The organism is Bradyrhizobium sp. UFLA05-89 (assembly GCF_059803475.1).
In genome coordinates this window covers 40,923-59,031 of the sequence record NZ_JBANBA010000054.1, presented here as the reverse complement: position 1 = coordinate 59,031, position 18,109 = coordinate 40,923, and the positions used below count along the sequence as shown (strand labels likewise).

The 18,109-nt window shown below is 60.9% G+C and carries 15 protein-coding genes and 2 pseudogenes; 7 read left to right on the top strand and 10 right to left on the bottom strand.

Annotated features, from left to right (window positions below):
- The first annotated feature begins 34 nt into the window (after positions 1-34).
- Positions 35-1,189, top strand: coding sequence for a patatin-like phospholipase family protein (locus tag SO139_RS25670; protein ID WP_498540805.1), 1,155 nt, complete (start codon positions 35-37; stop codon positions 1,187-1,189).
- 92 nt (positions 1,190-1,281) lie between these two features.
- Positions 1,282-1,521, top strand: a complete 240-nt coding sequence (locus tag SO139_RS25665) for a DUF2798 domain-containing protein (RefSeq protein ID WP_498540804.1) — start codon at positions 1,282-1,284, stop codon at positions 1,519-1,521.
- A gap of 572 nt (positions 1,522-2,093) precedes the next feature.
- Here the strand turns inward: SO139_RS25665 and SO139_RS25660 are convergent.
- Complete coding sequence (locus SO139_RS25660; RefSeq protein WP_498540803.1) at positions 2,094-2,270, bottom strand: hypothetical protein; 177 nt, start codon at positions 2,268-2,270, stop codon at positions 2,094-2,096.
- Positions 2,271-2,914: 644 nt separating this feature from the next.
- Between SO139_RS25660 and SO139_RS25655 the strand changes: the two are divergent.
- Together SO139_RS25655 and SO139_RS25650 are read left to right on the top strand one after the other, a co-directional pair.
- Positions 2,915-3,266: pseudogene (locus SO139_RS25655) on the top strand (transposase); the annotation flags it as partial.
- 138 nt (positions 3,267-3,404) lie between these two features.
- Positions 3,405-4,859: an adenylate/guanylate cyclase domain-containing protein gene (locus SO139_RS25650; RefSeq protein ID WP_498540802.1), complete on the top strand. Its 1,455-nt coding sequence runs from the start codon at positions 3,405-3,407 to the stop codon at positions 4,857-4,859.
- Between the two features lie 75 nt (positions 4,860-4,934).
- Here SO139_RS25650 and SO139_RS25645 read toward each other — a convergent pair whose 3' ends face one another.
- The 9 genes and pseudogenes from SO139_RS25645 to SO139_RS25605 form a co-directional block, all read right to left on the bottom strand.
- Positions 4,935-6,563 (bottom strand): hypothetical protein, encoded by a 1,629-nt coding sequence (locus tag SO139_RS25645; RefSeq protein WP_498540801.1) that lies wholly within the window; start codon positions 6,561-6,563, stop codon positions 4,935-4,937.
- A 222-nt stretch (positions 6,564-6,785) separates the two neighbouring features.
- On the bottom strand, positions 6,786-7,277 hold the full coding sequence (locus SO139_RS25640) for a DUF2059 domain-containing protein (RefSeq protein WP_498540800.1): 492 nt from the start codon (positions 7,275-7,277) through the stop codon (positions 6,786-6,788).
- Between the two features lie 20 nt (positions 7,278-7,297).
- Positions 7,298-8,427 (bottom strand): annotated as a pseudogene (locus SO139_RS25635) (OpgC domain-containing protein).
- A 108-nt stretch (positions 8,428-8,535) separates the two neighbouring features.
- Complete coding sequence (locus tag SO139_RS25630) at positions 8,536-9,699, bottom strand: OpgC domain-containing protein (RefSeq protein WP_498540799.1); 1,164 nt, start codon at positions 9,697-9,699, stop codon at positions 8,536-8,538.
- Positions 9,700-10,003: 304 nt separating this feature from the next.
- A complete protein-coding gene (locus tag SO139_RS25625) occupies positions 10,004-11,062 on the bottom strand; it encodes a class I SAM-dependent methyltransferase (RefSeq protein WP_498540798.1) in 1,059 nt (352 codons plus the stop codon).
- Between the two features lie 64 nt (positions 11,063-11,126).
- On the bottom strand, positions 11,127-11,639 hold the full coding sequence (locus SO139_RS25620) for a DoxX family protein (protein WP_498540797.1): 513 nt from the start codon (positions 11,637-11,639) through the stop codon (positions 11,127-11,129).
- The gene (locus SO139_RS25615) at positions 11,636-12,418 is read right to left on the bottom strand and encodes an HvfC/BufC N-terminal domain-containing protein (RefSeq protein WP_498540796.1); all 783 of its coding nucleotides are present in this window, start codon (positions 12,416-12,418) and stop codon (positions 11,636-11,638) included. Before SO139_RS25615 ends, SO139_RS25620 begins: the two co-directional genes overlap by 4 nt.
- Positions 12,408-13,316, bottom strand: a complete 909-nt coding sequence (gene bufB / locus SO139_RS25610) for an MNIO family bufferin maturase (RefSeq protein ID WP_498540795.1) — start codon at positions 13,314-13,316, stop codon at positions 12,408-12,410. Before bufB ends, SO139_RS25615 begins: the two co-directional genes overlap by 11 nt.
- Before the next feature lie 39 nt (positions 13,317-13,355).
- Positions 13,356-13,661 (bottom strand): BufA1 family periplasmic bufferin-type metallophore, encoded by a 306-nt coding sequence (locus tag SO139_RS25605; protein ID WP_188100808.1) that lies wholly within the window; start codon positions 13,659-13,661, stop codon positions 13,356-13,358.
- Between the two features lie 292 nt (positions 13,662-13,953).
- Here SO139_RS25605 and SO139_RS25600 point away from each other — a divergent pair, with 292 nt between their 5' ends.
- From SO139_RS25600 to SO139_RS25590, 3 genes are all read left to right on the top strand, one after another.
- On the top strand, positions 13,954-16,047 hold the full coding sequence (locus SO139_RS25600; RefSeq protein ID WP_498540794.1) for an adenylate/guanylate cyclase domain-containing protein: 2,094 nt from the start codon (positions 13,954-13,956) through the stop codon (positions 16,045-16,047).
- Positions 16,048-16,696: 649 nt separating this feature from the next.
- The gene (locus SO139_RS25595) at positions 16,697-17,011 is read left to right on the top strand and encodes a hypothetical protein (protein ID WP_498540793.1); all 315 of its coding nucleotides are present in this window, start codon (positions 16,697-16,699) and stop codon (positions 17,009-17,011) included.
- Between the two features lie 837 nt (positions 17,012-17,848).
- Positions 17,849-18,091 carry a MerR family transcriptional regulator gene (locus SO139_RS25590; protein WP_498540792.1) on the top strand — a complete coding sequence of 81 codons (243 nt, stop codon included), beginning with the start codon at positions 17,849-17,851 and terminating at the stop codon, positions 18,089-18,091.
- The last annotated feature ends 18 nt before the right edge of the window (positions 18,092-18,109 follow it).

Sequence of the window (18,109 nt, the reverse complement as noted above, 5' to 3'; positions counted from 1 at the left end):
GAATGACGAGAGCAAGCGTTCAGGGGAGCGAAAGATGAATGCGATGCAGGGCAATGCTGTCGAGGCCGCCAAGGTCCGGGATTTGCCTGGCCAAGTCGTGCTTGTGCTGCAGGGCGGCGGAGCGCTCGGCTCGTATCAGGCCGGGGTCTACCAGGCAATCCACGAGGCCGGCATCGAGCCTGATTGGATCATCGGGACCTCGATTGGGGCGATCAACGCCAGCCTGATCGCTGGCAATGAACCCCAGAACAGATTGGAGAGGCTCAAGGCGTTCTGGAAGCGCATGGAGCAGAATCCGATCTGGAACCTCCGCATGGCCTTCCCAGACTTCAACGACAAGCTCTCGTATTGGGCGACGGTTACCAATGGAATTCCGGGCTTTTTTCGGCCCAATCCACTGGCTCACGCTGGGGATTCCTATCCGCTCGGCGCCGATCACGCTGGCTTCTATTCGACGGCTCCACTCGAGAAGACACTGAGCGAGCTTGTGGACTTCGACCTGGTGAATCGCTGCAAACCGCGGCTGACGGTCGGCGCGGCTCACGTTCGGACCAGTCAGATGCGCTACTTTGATACCCGCGACGGCGAGCTGACCGTGAAGCACATCATGGCGTCGGGCGCGCTGCCGCCGGCGTTCCCCGCGATACGGATTGATGGCGACCTGTATTGGGACGGAGGCATTCTCTCGAACACGCCCACGGAAGCGGTCTTTGATGATAACCCGCGCAAGGATTCGCTGATCTTTGCAGTTCATCTGTGGAATCCAATGGGTCACGAGCCCACGACCATGGCAGAGGTCTTCAACCGGCATAAGGACGTGCAGTATTCGAGCCGAATTGCGAGCCAAATCGCACGACAACAGCAGGCGCATCGCTTGCGCCACATCATCAATGAGCTCGCCGCTCGCCTGCCTGAGAGCGAGCGTGCCGATCCTGCCGTTCGTGAGCTGACCGGTTATGGGTGCCGGACCCGCATGCATGTCGTTCGTCTTCTTGCGCCTCAGCTCGATCGCGAGACCCACACCAAGGACATCGATTTCAGCCCGAAAGGAATCATGCGACGGTGGGATGCGGGCTACGCCCATACCAAAGCTGTGCTTGAGAGCGCACCATGGAAAGGCGAGTTTGATCCCCTCGCGGGTGTAGTCCTTCATGAGCAACAGGAAACGATGCCGATGGCGGCAGAATAGGCACTCAGGGCATCCCTTTGAGCATCCACACGCATTGAAATGGTGATACGCACGAGTAGCATAGCCGCCGTCCGATCGGTTTTGAGGGCCCTATGTTCGCAATTCCGCGCCGCTACAGTCATTTTGTCTTCGGCGTTCTCCAGTCGGGAATGACCTCCCTCGTTGCTGCGGGCATCGCGAGCTTTCCCGCGATGGCGACCGACCACTTTTTGTGGAATTGGCTTGCCTCTTGGCTGGTCTCGTGGGCGGTTATGGCGCCACTGGTCCTAGCCGCCGCGCCGACCATACGTTCGCTGTCGATGCTCCTTACGAGAGACGACTCCTCCGATTGAAGCGTGTTGGCTGATCTAATCAGCGTGGCTTATTGGCGTTGATCCAGCCACAGCCGGGCCGTCGGACTCCGACGAAGGCTTGCGCGTTCGGCCAAGCACCAGGCGCGGCGAGGCGCGCGTCGCCCAACGCAGCTCACGGACCGTATTCTATCTCCTCAATCAGCACGTGGTAGCGGTCGCGCAGGGTCAGGCTATCCTCAATGGCAAGGAGCGAGCGCTTGAAAAGGGGATCGATCATCAGCAGAAAAACGCTCGGGTGGGCTATTCGCTGCAACCAGTCCGCGCGTTTCCTGCAACTCTGCGCTCTTGCTAGGCGGTGGGTGCCAGACAACCCGGGCGCTACTTACTCTTTCGAGTTCAGATGTACCTCGACGCTGGAGGTGTTGTGAACGCTTTTGCCTAGAAACGTCGAGGGGACTGGGAGCGCAAGCACGGTTCTTGCTTCCTTCACGCAATCCCACGCGCGTTTTATGGTCTCCGCATCCAGTTCATGCACCGGGCGGAAAATGCAATTGGTGGGAAAACGCTGGGCCATACTCGAGACCTCCGTTTTGCCAAGAACAATTTAGCAGCTACTTAGGTTTCCTCAGCTCGCGGACAAAAGCAAATCTCATTTCCTGAACGCGCAGCTCTTTCGCGCATGCAGCATGGATATGGCGCGTCTGTTCCACGATCTTCCGGCTTTGCTCAATCGCCCGGTCGGCCGCGTCCAATAATCGCTGAGTCTCATCGCTAATAGGCTGGGCCATTGGCCGCTCCCTGGCTATGCAGGCGGGAGCGCTCTCGGTCTCTCAGCCACCGACGCCTACGGACAGAGCCGAAGCCGGTGATGGTGGGACAATAACACCTGATGAGACACGTTCCAATGAATTAAGAGCCTCCAGTGAGGCGGACTTAATCCACGATATGGCGCGCAACACGGAATCAGCCGATGCTCGGCGTGTCGAGGACGCCATGAAACACGACACACGCCCCGCCCGCATGGAGGCGAGAGCCGCCCTGCAAAAGTTGCGACGGGAAGTGGAGCTTCTCAGATCCCTGGTTGCCGAAACCCAGGATCGGCTAAGGGCCAGCCGTGCGATACTCGCGCAAGCACCTCAAACTGAGAAAGCACAAACGCATTCAACCGAGGCGGCCTTATCTCATGAAAAGCAGCAACGCGGCTAAGAGGACGGGAGCCGTGCCTGCCGTGATGATCCCAGCCGTGATGAGCCGTTCACGCCACATGCGCACAGGGTAGCAAATACTACCTGTGGAGAGTAGCAGGGCCGTTGTCTGATTTTTGTCAAAGCCAGACCTCCGGCAGCCGTCGCACTGATAAATCGGCACCAGTAGTGCGGGGGCCGGGGGGCGGAATCATGCGCTACGAACTCACGGACGATGAGTGGACTTGCTGGGAAAGTCCCGCGGTGGCTTGACGAGCAAAATCCATGCGTTGGTCGATAGCAATGGTCTCACGGCTGGCGCTGAGCCCCGGTGAAGTCCATGAGGCGCGACTTGCTGGAAAACTGCTTTCTCGTCTGAAATCCTGATCAATGTTACTCGCCGACCTAGGGCTATGACGCTGACTGGATCAGAGAACTTGCAATGAAGAAGGGCGCGTGGGCAAACATCCCGCAACCAGGTCGAGCAGTTCTTCAACAGGATCAAACACTGCCGTCGGCGTGGCAACACGCCACGACCTTGCTTTCGTTCAGCTCGCCTCGATCAGGCTATGGCTTCGTCTTAATCAGTCCACGTCCTAGAAGACTTCTCCCGATGGCGCCTCGTCGGTTTACTGGAGGGCGACGTGCTGCAGTGCGTTATGTTTGGATCGAGCACGAATGACCCATGCTCCTTCGAATGTGCTATTTTGCTGGGATTGACACCGTCAGGAGCTGTCGATGACGTCAATTGACGAACGGCTTCTCGAAAGCAAGATGATCCAGATCGAGCAGGCCAGGGCCTGGAGCCCTCGGGTCATTTCGAAGTTCGAAACCCTGATCCGCAGCGGCGACGAGGTCAGTATCTTTCGCGCCAATCCCTTGGCGTTCGCTCGAGATCGCGGCGTGGCCGAACCGGAAGCCATCGATTTGTTTCTCCACGCTGCCCGCGCCGGACTGGTCGACCTGCATTGGGACATTCTGTGCCCCCATTCCGGTCTGGTCCTGGAAAGCTTCGGCAAGCTGCGCGCACTCCGGAGCCATTTCGTCTGCGGGCTATGCGATATCGACGGTGAGACGGATCTCGACGACTTTATCCAGGCTTCTTTCTCCGTCTCGCCGCAGGTCCGTCGTCTCGCATTGCACGACGTTGACAGCCTCTCGATCGAAGACCTGCATTGGAAGCTGAAGTTTGCCGACAGCGGGCGGCTGCCGGGCGGGACCAGGTTTGTCGATGTTCTGCGCACGCTAGTGTGCGGCATGACATATCTGCCGCCAGGCATGACCACGACCTTGCAGGCCGACATCAAGCCGGGCGCGCTCTCGGGCGTCAACGTTCAGACGCAGGCCGGCTTCACGCTTCCCGTGGCGGACTCCGCTGTACCTTCGGCGAGCACTCCGACAATCGTCCGCATCACCTACGACGGGCAGCGATTTACATCCGCTATGTCGGCAGTGCCCGCGGGGCCGACCGTCTTCGAGATCAGCAATACCGGCGCAAAGCGCGGCTCGGTGCTCCTGATCAACTGGCCGCCCGAGATCGTAGCCATGCCGGAGAAGCCGACACTCGAGTTTGACCCCTACGTGTCCGGCGGCATGCTGCTGACGCGGCAGACTTTCCGCAAGCTCTTCCGCTCCGAGCGGGTCGACGAGGAGGAAGGCCTCGGCGTCCGCCAGGTGACCCTCTTGTTCACCGACTTGAAGGGGTCGACCGCCCTCTACGAGCATCTCGGAGATCTCAATGCCTATGCGCTGGTCAGAGAACATTTCGCTCTGTTGGACGCAGTCGCGCAACAGCATGCCGGTGCTATTGTGAAGACCATCGGTGATGCCGTCATGGCAGCGTTCTCCCGGCCCTTCGACGCGGTCGCAGCGGCGCTCGAAATGCTCCAGCGGATCGGCCAATTCAATTTCGAGCGCGATCAGCCCGCCATCATCCTCAAGATGGGCGCCCACTGCGGGCCCTCCATCGCCGTGACCCTCAATGAGAATCTCGACTACTTCGGCCAAACCGTGAATATAGCGGCGCGGGTGCAGTCATTTGCGGATGCAGGCGAAATCTGCCTCACTGAAGCGCTCTACACGGCTCCCGGCGTTCGCGAATTGTTGACACGCGAGAATGTTCAAGAGTTCGACGCGCCATTGCGTGGCGTCGAGGGCAACGCACGAGTTTATCGCATCACTGGTCGATCGTAGCCAGTCCGCTCAAGCCGCGCAGTCTCAGCGAAGTATGCCGCGTCTTGGCAAGGACCTCCGGATCGACGAGGAGCCTCAATCAAACGGAACGGCTTGCGCGATATTCTTTCCGGCGGACTCCTGCCGGGCAACCGGCGGCGCGGAATCTGCGGGCAGACGTTTCACGATCGCTCGCCGATCCTTCACATAGGCAATGGGGACGCCGAGCCTTTCCACACGACCAACGATCTCTCCATCGAGGTCGTGATCGCAGTTCATCTGCGTTGGAGCGATGAAGAACTCCGACTCGTCCCATTCCGACCGGAAATCCCACCGCAATTGGGGAAGGGTGACCGAATGATCAAAGGCCGGACGTTCTCCGCAAACGGCGACGGAATAGACAGTCGGCGGCTTCGTTTCATCATGGAGTGCCCGATCCCGGACGAACGCCTCGAGCTTACTGATCGCTTCTGGCATGCTGTTGAACCAATAGTCCAGATCGTAGCGGCGGAATGCTCCCGGAAGGCCCCCGACCAAGGCGTTGTAGGACAGGTTCTCGTAGGGGTGCAGCCTTATCAGCGTGATCCCCTCGGACAGAAAGGTCGCGCAGACCACCGCAAGCGCTACTGAGGCCAGCCGGCGCCCCGGTAAAGCGAGCGCATCGAGGAGATGGCTGAGACCCACGCCGGCGAGCGTCGCGAGCGGAGGAAGCACGAATAGGAAATGGCGCATGCCGCTGAACGCAGGGCCATGAACGAGCGCCTGACAGGCCAACGGCAGCAGGACCATCATCGATAGCAATGCAACTTCCCGACGCCGCAATACGACTCGCTTAACGGGGTTCCAAACGAGGGAAATCATCGCCAGCGCGGCACCCGCCTGAGTGATCAGCGGTATGCGAATGAGGAGATAAGCGGGGACATAGACGCGCGGCACGTTGGCCATCTCGTAGACGCGCCCGACAAACATCGTGCGGATCGCATACTGAAATTCCGAGAAGGCAAACAGGCCACGGATCGGATTGAGGGGCGACAGCGCAGCCCAAGGCCAGGCCAGTATCATCAACGGATAGGCGACCACCACGGCGGGGGACGTCTTCAACAGGGATTTGCCCGCAAAGAAAAGGCGCGCCCTGACGCTTTCCGCCGGGGGCAGAAAGATCACAATTGCAAGCCCGACATAGACAAACAGCAGCAAGCCGTAGCTCCGCAAGCCAAGGGCTACGCCGGCAAGACAGCCGAAGAGCACAACATCGAAGGTGCGAGGCGACGGCAATTGGCGAGCCAAGCGGAGGAGGAGCAGTGTCGCTCCGGCCATTGCGGCGGCGAACGGGATGTCCTTCGTGTGATTGAACATGGCGCCATACCACGCTCCACAGAGTGTAAGCGCGACCGTTGCAATGAGGCCGGCGCGCGGTCCGGCGATTGAACGCGCAGTCGCGCCACTGACGGCAATGCCAGCGACACCTGTCATGGCGCAGAGGATATGGCGCACTTCGTAGACGTCGAGGGCGACGACGTGGCCGAGCCAGATCGCTATGACGTCGAACAGGCCTCCGTAGAGATACAGGTTTTCGAAGGTGAACACATCGCGCAGCCGGAATCCGCTTTGATAATACGCGATGATCAGTTCCCCGTAGTGGTGCTGCACGCCCTCATCATTGGAGATGGCGTAATCCTTGACGGTGAAGCACGCGACAAGAATGACCGCTGCAAGAAATGCCAAGGTTAGAAGATCAGAGATATTCGAAGGGGCACTGGGCCATGGGTCGCTCGCGGAAGGCCGCTCCGGTGTGCCACCAATGGAAAGCAGATCGTCCGCAACTCGCAACAGTACATTTTCGCATTTCATGCGCGACCCGTTCGATTAAAAGGCGAACCACAAATTCTTGTTTGGAAGCATCCTCTTAGCGCGCTGCGTGGCGGTCCTTACGTCACTGCAGATCTGCTAAAGTTTATGGCCCTTCTCCCGCAGAGACTGGGTGATCCGCTCTTTCATCTCGTCGGCACCTTCGCGCGAGATTTCATCGCTGACCTTTTGGTTGATCTCCGATAGCTCGTGCGATTTTTCGATATATTTCTGGCCGGCCGGGCTGCGATAAAACGCATCGATGGCACGAAGTTCGTCCGCCGAAAAGATCTTAGCGTAGAGCGCCGCGGCACCCTCGATCATCGAGTTATAGTATTTCGATTGGTTGGCTTCCAAGATCGCCGGCACTGCGGCATCGAAGTCACGCTCGATCTCCGGACGGTCCTGAGACAAGGTAGGCCGGAGCCTGAGCAAAATACCCGGAAGGAGAGACTTGTATTGGTCCGCGACCTTCAATGTCACGGCCAAGCTTCTTGCTGCGTCCATTGCGGCCGGGGATGAAGTCTCGGCTCTTGCAACCCCTATTGCGAGCAGCGTTATGCAAATGGCAGTCATCAGGCGCTTGGACATGCTCGACTCCTCGACTTTCCTCATGCCGCGCTCGGCTGTGTTCGCATCCCAGCCAATGGGTCGGGTTGAGTGACCGGGTCTTCTTCCTTGACCCCCGCGTCGACGAAGAGGTTCGGCACCTTTTGTGCTCTATCCAGAACCCAGGCGGCTGCCGTCATGATGCCCATTCCGCCGATGCTGAGCAGAATTTGCTCAATGACTTGGTGTTTCCATTGAACAAGTATCCAATGCACGCCAAAGGACAGGAACACGCCGAGGCAGAACAGCGGCAGCGAATGCTGACCGCACAGCACGAGAGGCCGGAGCCACTTCGACCTAAGCCCCGCCCAGTCTCGGTTGAGATAGCGTGAGACGATGACGGCCAGCGCGAGGAAGTGCGTGAACCGCAGCATATCGAGATCGGTCTTGTCGATCGGATAGATCTGCTTGATCATCCACTTCGGGATCAGCGACTCCAGGAACGTGCTGTGCCAGGTCATCACGATGAGCAGAGCGAAGAGGATCCAGGCGATCGAGACTGCGAACACGATGCGCGAGCGGAGGAATTTGCTGATCTGGGCGACAGCGCCGCAGCCGCACCAGGCACCGAAAAAGAACATCATCTGCCAGGCAACGGGTTGAAATACCAGGTTGCCCCTTTCGGATATGACGGCAGGTTCCAATCGAAGTAGCGCGCCAGCAGGTACAGCACGATCGAACCGGCCAGGGTCAGGTTCGGGCGGCGCACAAGGCACCAGACCACGAACGGCGCAATCGCAACCAGGGAAATGTAAAGCGGAAGAACGTCGAGATCGACCGGCTTGTATTGCAGCGTGAGCGCCTTGCCGATCAATTCGTCTGGGTGTGCTAGGAAGTTGGCGACATTGAACTCGTCCTTGTACATCGGATTGTCCCACTTCCGCGCGGCGCGAGCGATCTGCGCCGTGAAGGCGAGGAACAGCAGGATGTGGGCGACGTACATTTGCCAGGCCCGCAGCCACAAGCGCTTCAAGGCTGCCAGGAACTGGCCCGAGGCGACGATGGGAACGTAGATGAACCCAAGAAGGTAGCCGGAAATGAAAACGAAGAACTCGGCCGCGTCGCTGAAGCCGTAATTGCGCAGCGTAAGCCAGGCCACGACGTCATCCGGAATGTGATCCAGAAAGATCATCCAAAGACCAAGTCCGCGCAAAAGGTCGAGCCTCAAATCCCGCTCGACGACAAACAAATCCGTGCTCTCTCTTCCCATGTCCGTCGGTCCATCGATTAGAGTGGCTATTCAGTAAACACTTTGCGTAGTTAGCTCTGAACTGTTCGTCTTGGCGCGCTCGCGCCCGGACATTGCCCATTTGTACCAACTGAATACCAAGGCGACGCTGTACAGCATCAAGATGCCAGCGGCGCCGACCAAGACATGCAGCACGGCACCAGCATCAAGCTCCGTCAGAAGTGCATAGCCGGCGAACGACAGGGCAACTCCAAGCGCAAAGATCTGCAGTGAATACTGCCCGCAAAGGATCAGAGGCCGCGCCCACGCCGATCGCAACTCGGCCCAGTCACCCGGCACGAAGCGCAGGACGACGACCGCCAGCGCGAGGAAATGCGCAAACTTCAGGACGTCAAAATCGGTCTTGTCGATCGGATAGATCAGCCGCGCCAGCCAGCCGGGGATCAGCGCCTCCAGGGAGGGAAAATACCAAGTCATGGTGACGAAGAATGCCGCGCACAGATAGGCGACGGCGAGCCAGAAGGCGGCTCGAGAATTGAGGATCGGGGACAATCGTTTTCCACCTCCAAGCGCACACCAGGCGCCGAAGACGAACAGCAATTGCCATGCGTAGGGATTGAACGACCAGAAGCCGTCCGGATAGGTCGACAGGTGCAGATCGTACCGGAGCGTCAAGATGTAGAGTGCAACAGAGCAGGCGAGCGGCAGATCCCTGTGCAAACGTGCAACTAGCAGGACCAAGGGCAGAAACGCCATCAGCACCACATAGAGCGGCAGGACATCCATGTTCAGCGGGCGGAAACGCAGAAAGAGCGCCTGGATGATTTCGGATCCGGGTTGCCTAAAGAAATCTCCGACCTCCATCTCCTGGATGTAGAACGCCGGCTTCTCGGAGACGCTCGTAACAAAAGCGATTTCGGCCATCAGGACCAGGAAGAGCAGAAGATGGGCGGTATATATTTGCCAGACCCGCCGCAGCACACGTGCCGTCCCTATGACGAAGCCGGCCTCGAAGGTCGCGCGACCGTAGACCAGAGCTGCGGTGAAGCCGGAGATGAAGATGAACACTTCGGCGGCGTCGCTGAACCCGTAGTTGCGAATCGTCGCCCACGTGAGGAGGTCGGGTGAGACGTGATCGATATAGATCAGCCAGAGCGCGAGACCGCGGAAAAGGTCGAGCCTCAGTTCTCGCTGGCCTTTTGCGAGCGCGAGCATCGGTGTCGGGACGGACGGCGGTACAGGGGTCGCAGCGAGATTCCCGCCGGGTTTCGGATATCCTCCCGCGAACCAGGCAGCGAGCCAGACCAGCAGGCGGTATTGGGGGCGGCTTTTCTTCCCGACCTCGGCTCGCGCGCCATGACTACCGAAAATCGGCAAATGCTTCATTGCTTGCCCCCCTGTTCCGACCAAAAGCTTAGCCTGCGCTGTGGAACAAGAATATCGAAAGCGCGAAGCCCGTTTCATGAGGCTTAGCCGGAGGATGTCCGTGGCAACCTCACCACGGACATCCAACTGGCTCTTACGGACGCGCTTCGAGGATGAGATTGAATGGTGTCTCGGCGGCACGGCGGAAGCGCGTGAAGCCGCCCTGGCGGGCAACCTCGCGCAGCCGCCCTTCGCCGGCCTGGGCGCCGAGCGCCAGCCCGACTTCCTGATCGAGCGACGCCGGCGTGCAGACCATCGTCGAGGCCGCGTAGTAGACGCGTCCGACCGGGTTCAGATTGTCCTCGAGCCGATCCTTGGCGAACGGTTCGATCAGGAGGCAGGTGCCGTCATCGGCAAGCGCTGATCGGGTGTGACGCAGCGCGCCGACGGGATCGCCCATGTCGTGCAGACAGTCGAAGAAGCACACCAGGTCGTAGTTGCGCGCCGGAAACGTCTTGGCGGACTGGATGTCGAAATGGACCCGATCCGAAAGGCCGGCGTCGCTCGCACCCTTGCGGGCCGCTGCGATCGAGCCGTCGTGATAGTCAAAGCCGTAAAACGTCGACTTGGGGAACGCGTCGGCCATGAGCCGCGTCGACACGCCGTGACCGCAGCCGACGTCGGCCACCGTGGCACCACGCTTGAGCTTCTCGACGACCCCGTCGAGCGCTGGCAGCCAGTCCTGCACCAGGTAATGCTTGTAGCTGGTGCGGAAGAAGCGCGCCGTTCCGCAGAACAAACATTCGCTGCGCTTGTTCCAGCCCACGCCCTTGCCGGTCTTGAAGGCGTCCGCGATCTTGGGTTCGTCGAGGAAGGTTGCTGAAACGAGACTGCCGACGGCGCCGAGGAAGACGGGGCTGTCCTCGTCTGCCAGCGCCAGGATCTGCTCCGGCAGCATCGAGAATTTGCCTGAAGCGCTGTCGTACTCGACATAGCCGGATGCGGCCTGTGCCGAGAGCCATTCGCGGATGTACCGTTCAGCGGTGCCGGTCGCCTTGGCCAACGCGGCAGAGTCCATTGGGCCGCCCTGCGCGAGGGCCTTGTAGAGGCCGAGCTTGTCGCCAAGCAGCATGAGCGAAGCGCTCATCGCCGCACCGACATCGCCGATCATCTTGCCCATGAACGAATTCAGGCGGTCTTCATTGACTTCCATGACGTTCCTCCATTGACTTCGGGGTGGGACTCTTCGCGCACGGGCGGCTTCGATCGATCACGCGCTATCTGTGCGGATGAATGACGAACCTGCAGAGCAAATGATCGATCGAAATCCGGCCCGGCCCATAGGCCATGATGCCGAGCGCCATTGCCGCCCAGGTGATGTGGACCGGCCATCCGTCGGGAACAGTGAGCTCGACGATCACGGTCATGAACAGGAGACCGAGTGCGGCGAAACGCGTGCCGAGCCCGAGGACCAGGAGGATCGGGAACATGATCTCGCCGCATCCGGACAGGAACGCCATGGTTGCCGGCACCGGGAAATGATAGGGGCCGCCGGGCAAGTGCAGCATGAACTCGTCACTGAACAGCGCCACGGCGGTGTCGTTCAACTTCAGGAAGCCGGCCCATTTGAGGATGCCGGAGCGCCAGAACGGCACCGCCAGCGCCAGGCGCAGCACGAACTGGACCATCGACGGCGTTGCGATTGCGCGGACTAGATCATTGCCCCTGTCTGCGAGAGCTCCGAGCGAGGGCAGGGGCCCTGCGGCCGCGATGCGTTGTTCCGTGATCATCTTGCGTCTCCTGACGTCAGCGAGGTGAAGGCGCCCGCCTCGAACAGGCCGGCTATGTTGGTGGCGAGGTCGAAGGAAGGCGACTCCTCGAGCGCCCCGGCGGCCGCCTCGGCAAGCATGCACCCCGACATCAGGCAGGTCAGGAAGACCGCGCCGCCGGGCGGGAGCCGCTGCACGACGACGTCGAACTCCGGCCGCGTGATCAGCGCGTCCTCGGGCGTCGATGCGTCGATGCGGTCGGAGGACTCGCCGGTGCGGTTGGCGGCAAAAATGGTCACCGCCGCGAATGACGATCGCACCACGCGCGTCGCCGGATGCACGGTGAAGACGAGGTCGGCCAGACGATCGGGCGCGACCGCCGCGAGCGCGGTCGGCGAGAGCAACGGGTGATCTGCAGCGTGATAAGCGTCGAGCCAGGCCCGCTCGATCCGCGCGATGTCGGCGAGCCATGGCAACGACCGGGCGTGCTCATAGCGGGCGATGAAGGCGGGAAAGTCGCATCCGTAGTCGAACAGCAGTGGCGAGGTCGGCGGCGTTTCGCGGATATGGAAGCGCGCCATGGCGCGGAAGAAATCCGGCCCGGTGAGGCGCTGCACCGCCGGATAGATCGCCGCGAGCGCGTCGATCAGGCTGACCGTGACGTTGTTGCGATAGACGTTGTAGCGCTTCATCGCCGACTTGCCGTTCGGGCCGGTTACGACGGCGGGGACGTCGTCGTCGGGATCGAGCAGCGGTGGTGCGAAAGCAGCCGCGTAAGAGGTGTGGTCGTTAGGCTGCATGGCGATCCTCCATCGCGCAACGACGATCGAGGATCGCCTGCGCTGCGGCGGCTTCTGCCTTCAGCACAGGCCAATCCGGTATGTTGCTGTCCCATTCGACCAGCGTCGGTACGGGCCCGTGGCGCGCGATGACGGTCTCGAATAGCTTCCACACCGCGTCTGCGACCGGACCGTCGTGACTGTCGATCAGGAGCAGATCGCCTTCGTCGTCGCTCTGCTCAGCATGTCCCGCCAGATGGATCTCGCCGACACGCGCGAGCGGGAAATCGGCGAGATATTGCAGCGCCGAGAAGCCGTGATTGGTCGCAGAGACGAAGACATTGTTGATGTCGAGCAACAGGCCGCAGCCGGTGCGCTCGGCAACCGTGCGGATGAAATCGGTCTCGCTCATGGTGGAGTTGCGGAACGCGACATAGGTCGACGGATTTTCCAGAAGGATCGGCCGCCGGATCGCCTCCTGCACCTCATCGATATGGTCGCAAACGCGATCGAGCGTTGCTTTTGTGTAGGGTAGCGGGAGAAGATCATTGAAGAAGCTGGTTTCGTGGGTCGACCATGCGAGATGTTCGGAGACCAGCGCCGGCTGATAGCGCGCGATCAGGCCGCGGAAGCGAGCCAGATGCGTGCGGTCCAGTGGGGCCGGGCCGCCGATCGACATGCAGACCCCGTGCAGCGAGAGCGGATGATCCCTGCGCAGCTTTTCCAGCATGCGATGAGGGGGGCCGCCCGCGCCCATGTAATTCTCGGCATGGACTTCGAAGAAGCCGCGCTGCGGGCCCTCGTCGAGGATCGCCGCGAGGTGCTCGGGCTTGAAGCTCGTCCCGGCGACGCCGCCGATGGGCAAGGAGAAGCGGAGGGGAATGGCCGCAGACGTTCGGGGCCTGATTTCTGCGTCCATGTCGCTCCTCCGCGCTGCGTGTTTCGATTGCTGCTCGTGTCAGACCGGCTTGAGCGAACCGTGCTTGCCGCCGGGCAGCTCGATATTGGCGCAGGTGCCGCCCTGGACGAACTTCCAGGCATTGCCCTGGAAATCGACGGTCGAGGTCCCCTGGCAGGTCGTGCCCGGGCCGGCGGCGCAATCATTCTGGCCCTTCAGCGCGACGCCAAAGCATTTCTCTTTCTTGGCGGCGATCGCCGCATCGGCCTCGGCCTTGGTCAGGGGACCGGCCATGGCCAGCGTGGCGAGCGCGGTGGACACGGCGCCGGCGAGGACGAGCGAACTGATAGCAGTCTTGGCAGACATTGAATTTCTCCTGTTGGTTCGGGCGATGCCCGCTTCGTCTCGTTCGCCCCGCCGTGGCCGGCCGTTACCTGCCGAGCCGCTCACGAGTTGGTGAGACCGTTGGGTGACGCGCACGATGCCGTGCGCTTGGGCCCATTTGCGGCGCGCCGGGGCGATAACGCCAATGCCTTGTCCCTATGGACTCGTTAGCCGGCGGGCATTGGCCTGAGGGCTCGACATTTGCGAGACGTAACGAACGGCTGCGGGCCTACGTACAAAGATACCAGGCAGCCTCGCCAACTCTGGACCCGTCATGACCGCCAGCTCCGGACGCGTTGCATCAGGCCAAGCGATCAGGCGGCTGACGGTCAGCATCCGTCTCGCCGTCTCGGCGCTGGTCCTGACTGCGATCCTCCTGACGGCCGCGTTATCCAGCCTGCTGTGGTGGCGCACGGCTGAATCGACCAGCCGGCAACTGGCAGCAACAATCAACGAGCAGATCGTGGCCGCCGTCCGCAAGGAGGTCGCGGCGATCGTCGACGAAGCGCGCGCTGCCCACACGGCCATCCGCACGCTCTTCCTGCAAAACGTGCTCGACACCCGTGAGGCCGACAAGCGCGAATTCGTCTTCCTGTCACAGCTGCAATCGCAGGCCACGATATCCTGGGTGGCATTTGGCTGGCCCGACGGCGCGTTCTTCGCCGCCCACAAGCTCGGCGACGGCCGGCTGGAGATGATGGAGATCTCGCTCACCGATCATGCCGGGCAGCGGCGGGTCGACGAATATGACGTGGTGCCCGGCGACATCGAATTCGCCAACCGTCGCTTTGAGCCGACCGATTTCCGCGTCGCCGACCGTACCTGGTTTAAGACCGGCATCAAGGCCGAGGACCCCAGCTGGTTCAAGGTGACCGACCATCCGATCGGAGAGCGCCCGTCGATCGCCTTCGCGGGGCCGATCGACGTCTATCAGGAGCGGCAGGGCGTCCTCGCCATCATCATCGAATATACGCGGCTCGCACGCTTCCTCGCCCAGCTCGAGGTCGGGCACACCGGGACGGCCTTCATTTTCGACGGCAGCGGCGAGCTCGTGGCCGCGCCCGACAAGGACGCCGACGAGCTGCATCCGGCGCGTGGCGGACAGGCCCTGTTGCCGCTGGCGCAGATGGCGCTGACCAAAGCGGGGACCGACCAGGACAGTTGGCGCAGCCGGCTCACCTCCGACGGCGCTGCCTACGAGGTCGCGCTCACGCCTCTGCCGTTTCCCGGCTGGCGGCTAGCGACCGTCATTCCTGAAGCGGAGTTTCTCGGCCCAGTCGAGACAACGTTACGCCGCCTCATCGCGGGTCTCGGCGTCGGCGCGGTACTTGCAGCGCTGGCCTCAGCCTTGCTGGCGCGGACGGTAATCGCAGCGCCTCTTTCCCGCGTCGTCGGAGAAATCCGCCACGTCGAGACCTTTGCGCTGGAACTGGTGCGCCGCCATCCCTCGCGTCTAAAGGAGATCGCGAGCCTGTCGGGCGCGATTGCCGAGATGGCCGCCGGCCTCTCAGCCTTTCGCAAATTCATACCGGCCGACCTCGTCCGTGCCCTGCTGCGCCAGGGTGTCGAGGCGAAGCCCGGCGGCGCCGTTCAGGAGCTGACCGTGATGTTTATTGACATCGCGGGCTTCACCGGCCTCTCCGAACGCATGGGCGATCGCGTCGTACCCCTCCTGTCGCGCTATCTCGACATTGCATCGGAAGTCATCGTCGCCAATGGCGGGACCATCGACAAATTTATCGGCGACGCGGTCATGGCGTTCTGGGGCGCGCCGCAGCCGCAAGGAGATCATGCCCTGCTATGTTGCCGCGCTGCGCTCGCTTGCCGCAGGGCCATTGAGGAGTCGGGCCTTTCCGACGATCTTGGCCGCCCGCTTCAGATCAGGATCGGTATCAATTCCGGCCATATGCTGGTGGGCAACATCGGCTCGGAACTGCGATTGAACTACACCGTGATCGGCGACGCAGTGAATGTTGCGAGCCGACTGGAAAGCGCCAATAAGCAGTACGGTACGCATATCCTGATCGGCGAGGCGACAGCTGCTCTTGTAGGCCGCTCAATGGTCACGCGCGAGGTCGACAGGATCGCCGTTTACGGCCGTGAAGGCGGTCTGTCCGTTCACGAGCTGATTGGTGCACAGGATCAGTTCAGGGATCATGCTGCGTGCCGCTGGATCGGTGCATACGAGGACGCGCTGAGGAAATACCGGGAGCGAGACTTCCCAGGCGCCCTTCGGCAGTTCGAAGATATCCTGCGGGAACGTCCGGACGATGGCCCTTCTCAGGTGATGCGAAATCGATGCGTCGAACTGTCCCGAACAGGATGCGCCGACGCTTGGGAGCCGGTCTCGACGCTGACGCGGAAGTAGACCGTGCGTGGTGTCAAGGGGAAATTCCCACCGTCATAGACGATTGGTATCGTAATGAGAGAGGAACAGCATTTCCGAAAAGGGTGTGGCTCCCCCAAGTTCGGGTTGTGCCATCAGGCACTCCATCACCCTCTGAGGAGAGATCAAATGAAGACCTTAGCTTTCCCTTTACTGGTTGCAACGGCGGCCATCAGTTTGCATTCGCAGGCGCACGCAGACGGTTTCACGTACGCCGGGTCTCCCAAGTTTGGCGAATCTTACGTGAGGACCGACGCTCGTCGCTCTTGGGTTGATGCGAGAGCTGAACTGCCTCGATCGGGTCCTGCAGTGCAGGTCCGCGGCGGAATCGCCAGGAGAATGCCCTAGGGGGGGCTTCAGGCCGGATTGCAAACTCCGGGTTCAGTCTCGCCGAGTTCCCGAGAGGATCAGGCAGCACCTCCCGCTCACGTCCTACGACAGGGCCTCGTTCTTCGCGTTCGCCGCGAAGCGCTATACCGACTATCCAGTTCACGACCGCGTCGGCGCGACGGCCTGACGGCGACGGAGAGTGGAATGTCGCGATGACGGACGAAGCCATGGTGAGAAAGATTACCGCGACGACGGCCCACCCGTAGAAGATGCCCGCTCTCGCCGACAAGCGTGGCCACGGGTGCTGTCGACGTCGGCCGCGATGGGCATGGTCGGCGTGCTTCTTCCTCTCCGGACGGAGTTCGGATGGGACGCCGGTGTGATCTCGGGTGCGCTCGCGCGACGCGTTCTTCGAATGGTCGGGCCATTCGCCGCAGCGCTCATATTGCGCTTCGGCGTCCGCCCCGTCGTCGGGACGGCTCTCGCGTTCATCGTGCTCGGCCTTGCGCTCGCATCGCGCATGACAGCCGTCTGGCAGATGTGGGTCACCTGGGGACTGATGATCGGCCTTTCGACGGGTGTGGCGGCCATCCGCCAAAGCTTGGAGGCAGCGTAGCCGGGCCTGCTCACGTCCAGCGTTACGAGGAGTTCGAGCCAGCCACGGGTCACGTCGGACGTCTTGGCGGGACTCCACGCGTCCTTGTCGAATTTCGGTCGGGCGCGGCAGTCGAGATTAGTGGGATCTCCTGTGGGTTGGCACCCACGGCGCCATCATTCTTGCGGGCCATCTGCTCGATTCCGTCGTTCGGAATAGCGAAATTCGCCGCGGCGCGTTTGGCTTGGCGATACCAGCAAAAATACCAGCAAAGTGGACCACCGCAGTTGGGCTTTTGCTTGGATTTTCAGTCCGTCGCGACAGTTTTCCGGGGAAATCCGGAATCGAACTAGCGAATTAAGTTATTGTTATTACTACAGTTTTTTCCGTGGTGCCCCTGGCCGGCAGTCGCCTATTCCCCTAGCCATCTGAATTTAAGGTCATTTTATCCGCAGATGGCTGCCGATACCAGCAGAAATACCAGCAAGATGACGCGCGGCATTAGCTCGCAAAAATGAAACAGCAAGCTCCTTCGGGAGCAGACACGGCCCGTGCCGTTCTGTCTGCACAACCGCCACGACCGGAATCGAACTCTGACTGAACTCCGACCTGTCGGTTCGTCCGATTTGTACCCTACAGCGCGCTACAGCCCGCGGCGGCGTCGGAAACTCTTTGGCTGACCTTGTTGGCAATATAGATCAACGCATCCTTGGTAGTTGGGGTGAGCGCAGATGGCGTCGAAACGAGTCAGCAGAAATCTAATCAGCGATCACAAAAGGACTGCCTTCCTGGCAAGCCCGCGCCACGAAGCTTGCGCCTTGGAAATGTCTGTCTTCCTCGGCGGGGCTTGATCGGATTTTGGCAGAGATCATCGAAGCACATGCGGGAACCATGGTCGACAATGATGACAACAAGAGACGTCGTCTCGTCGAGTTCAAGGACGGTTGTCGTTATGGCAAATTCGGAAAGACTAAGGCTTATGAGCTGATAGCCCATGACAGGATTAGGGCTTACAAGATGGGAGGCAAGACCATGATCGACCTCGACAGCGTTGATGAATATCACGCTTCGCTGCCAAGGGTTGAGACGAGAACCAGCTAGATCACCGATCTGCCAAAG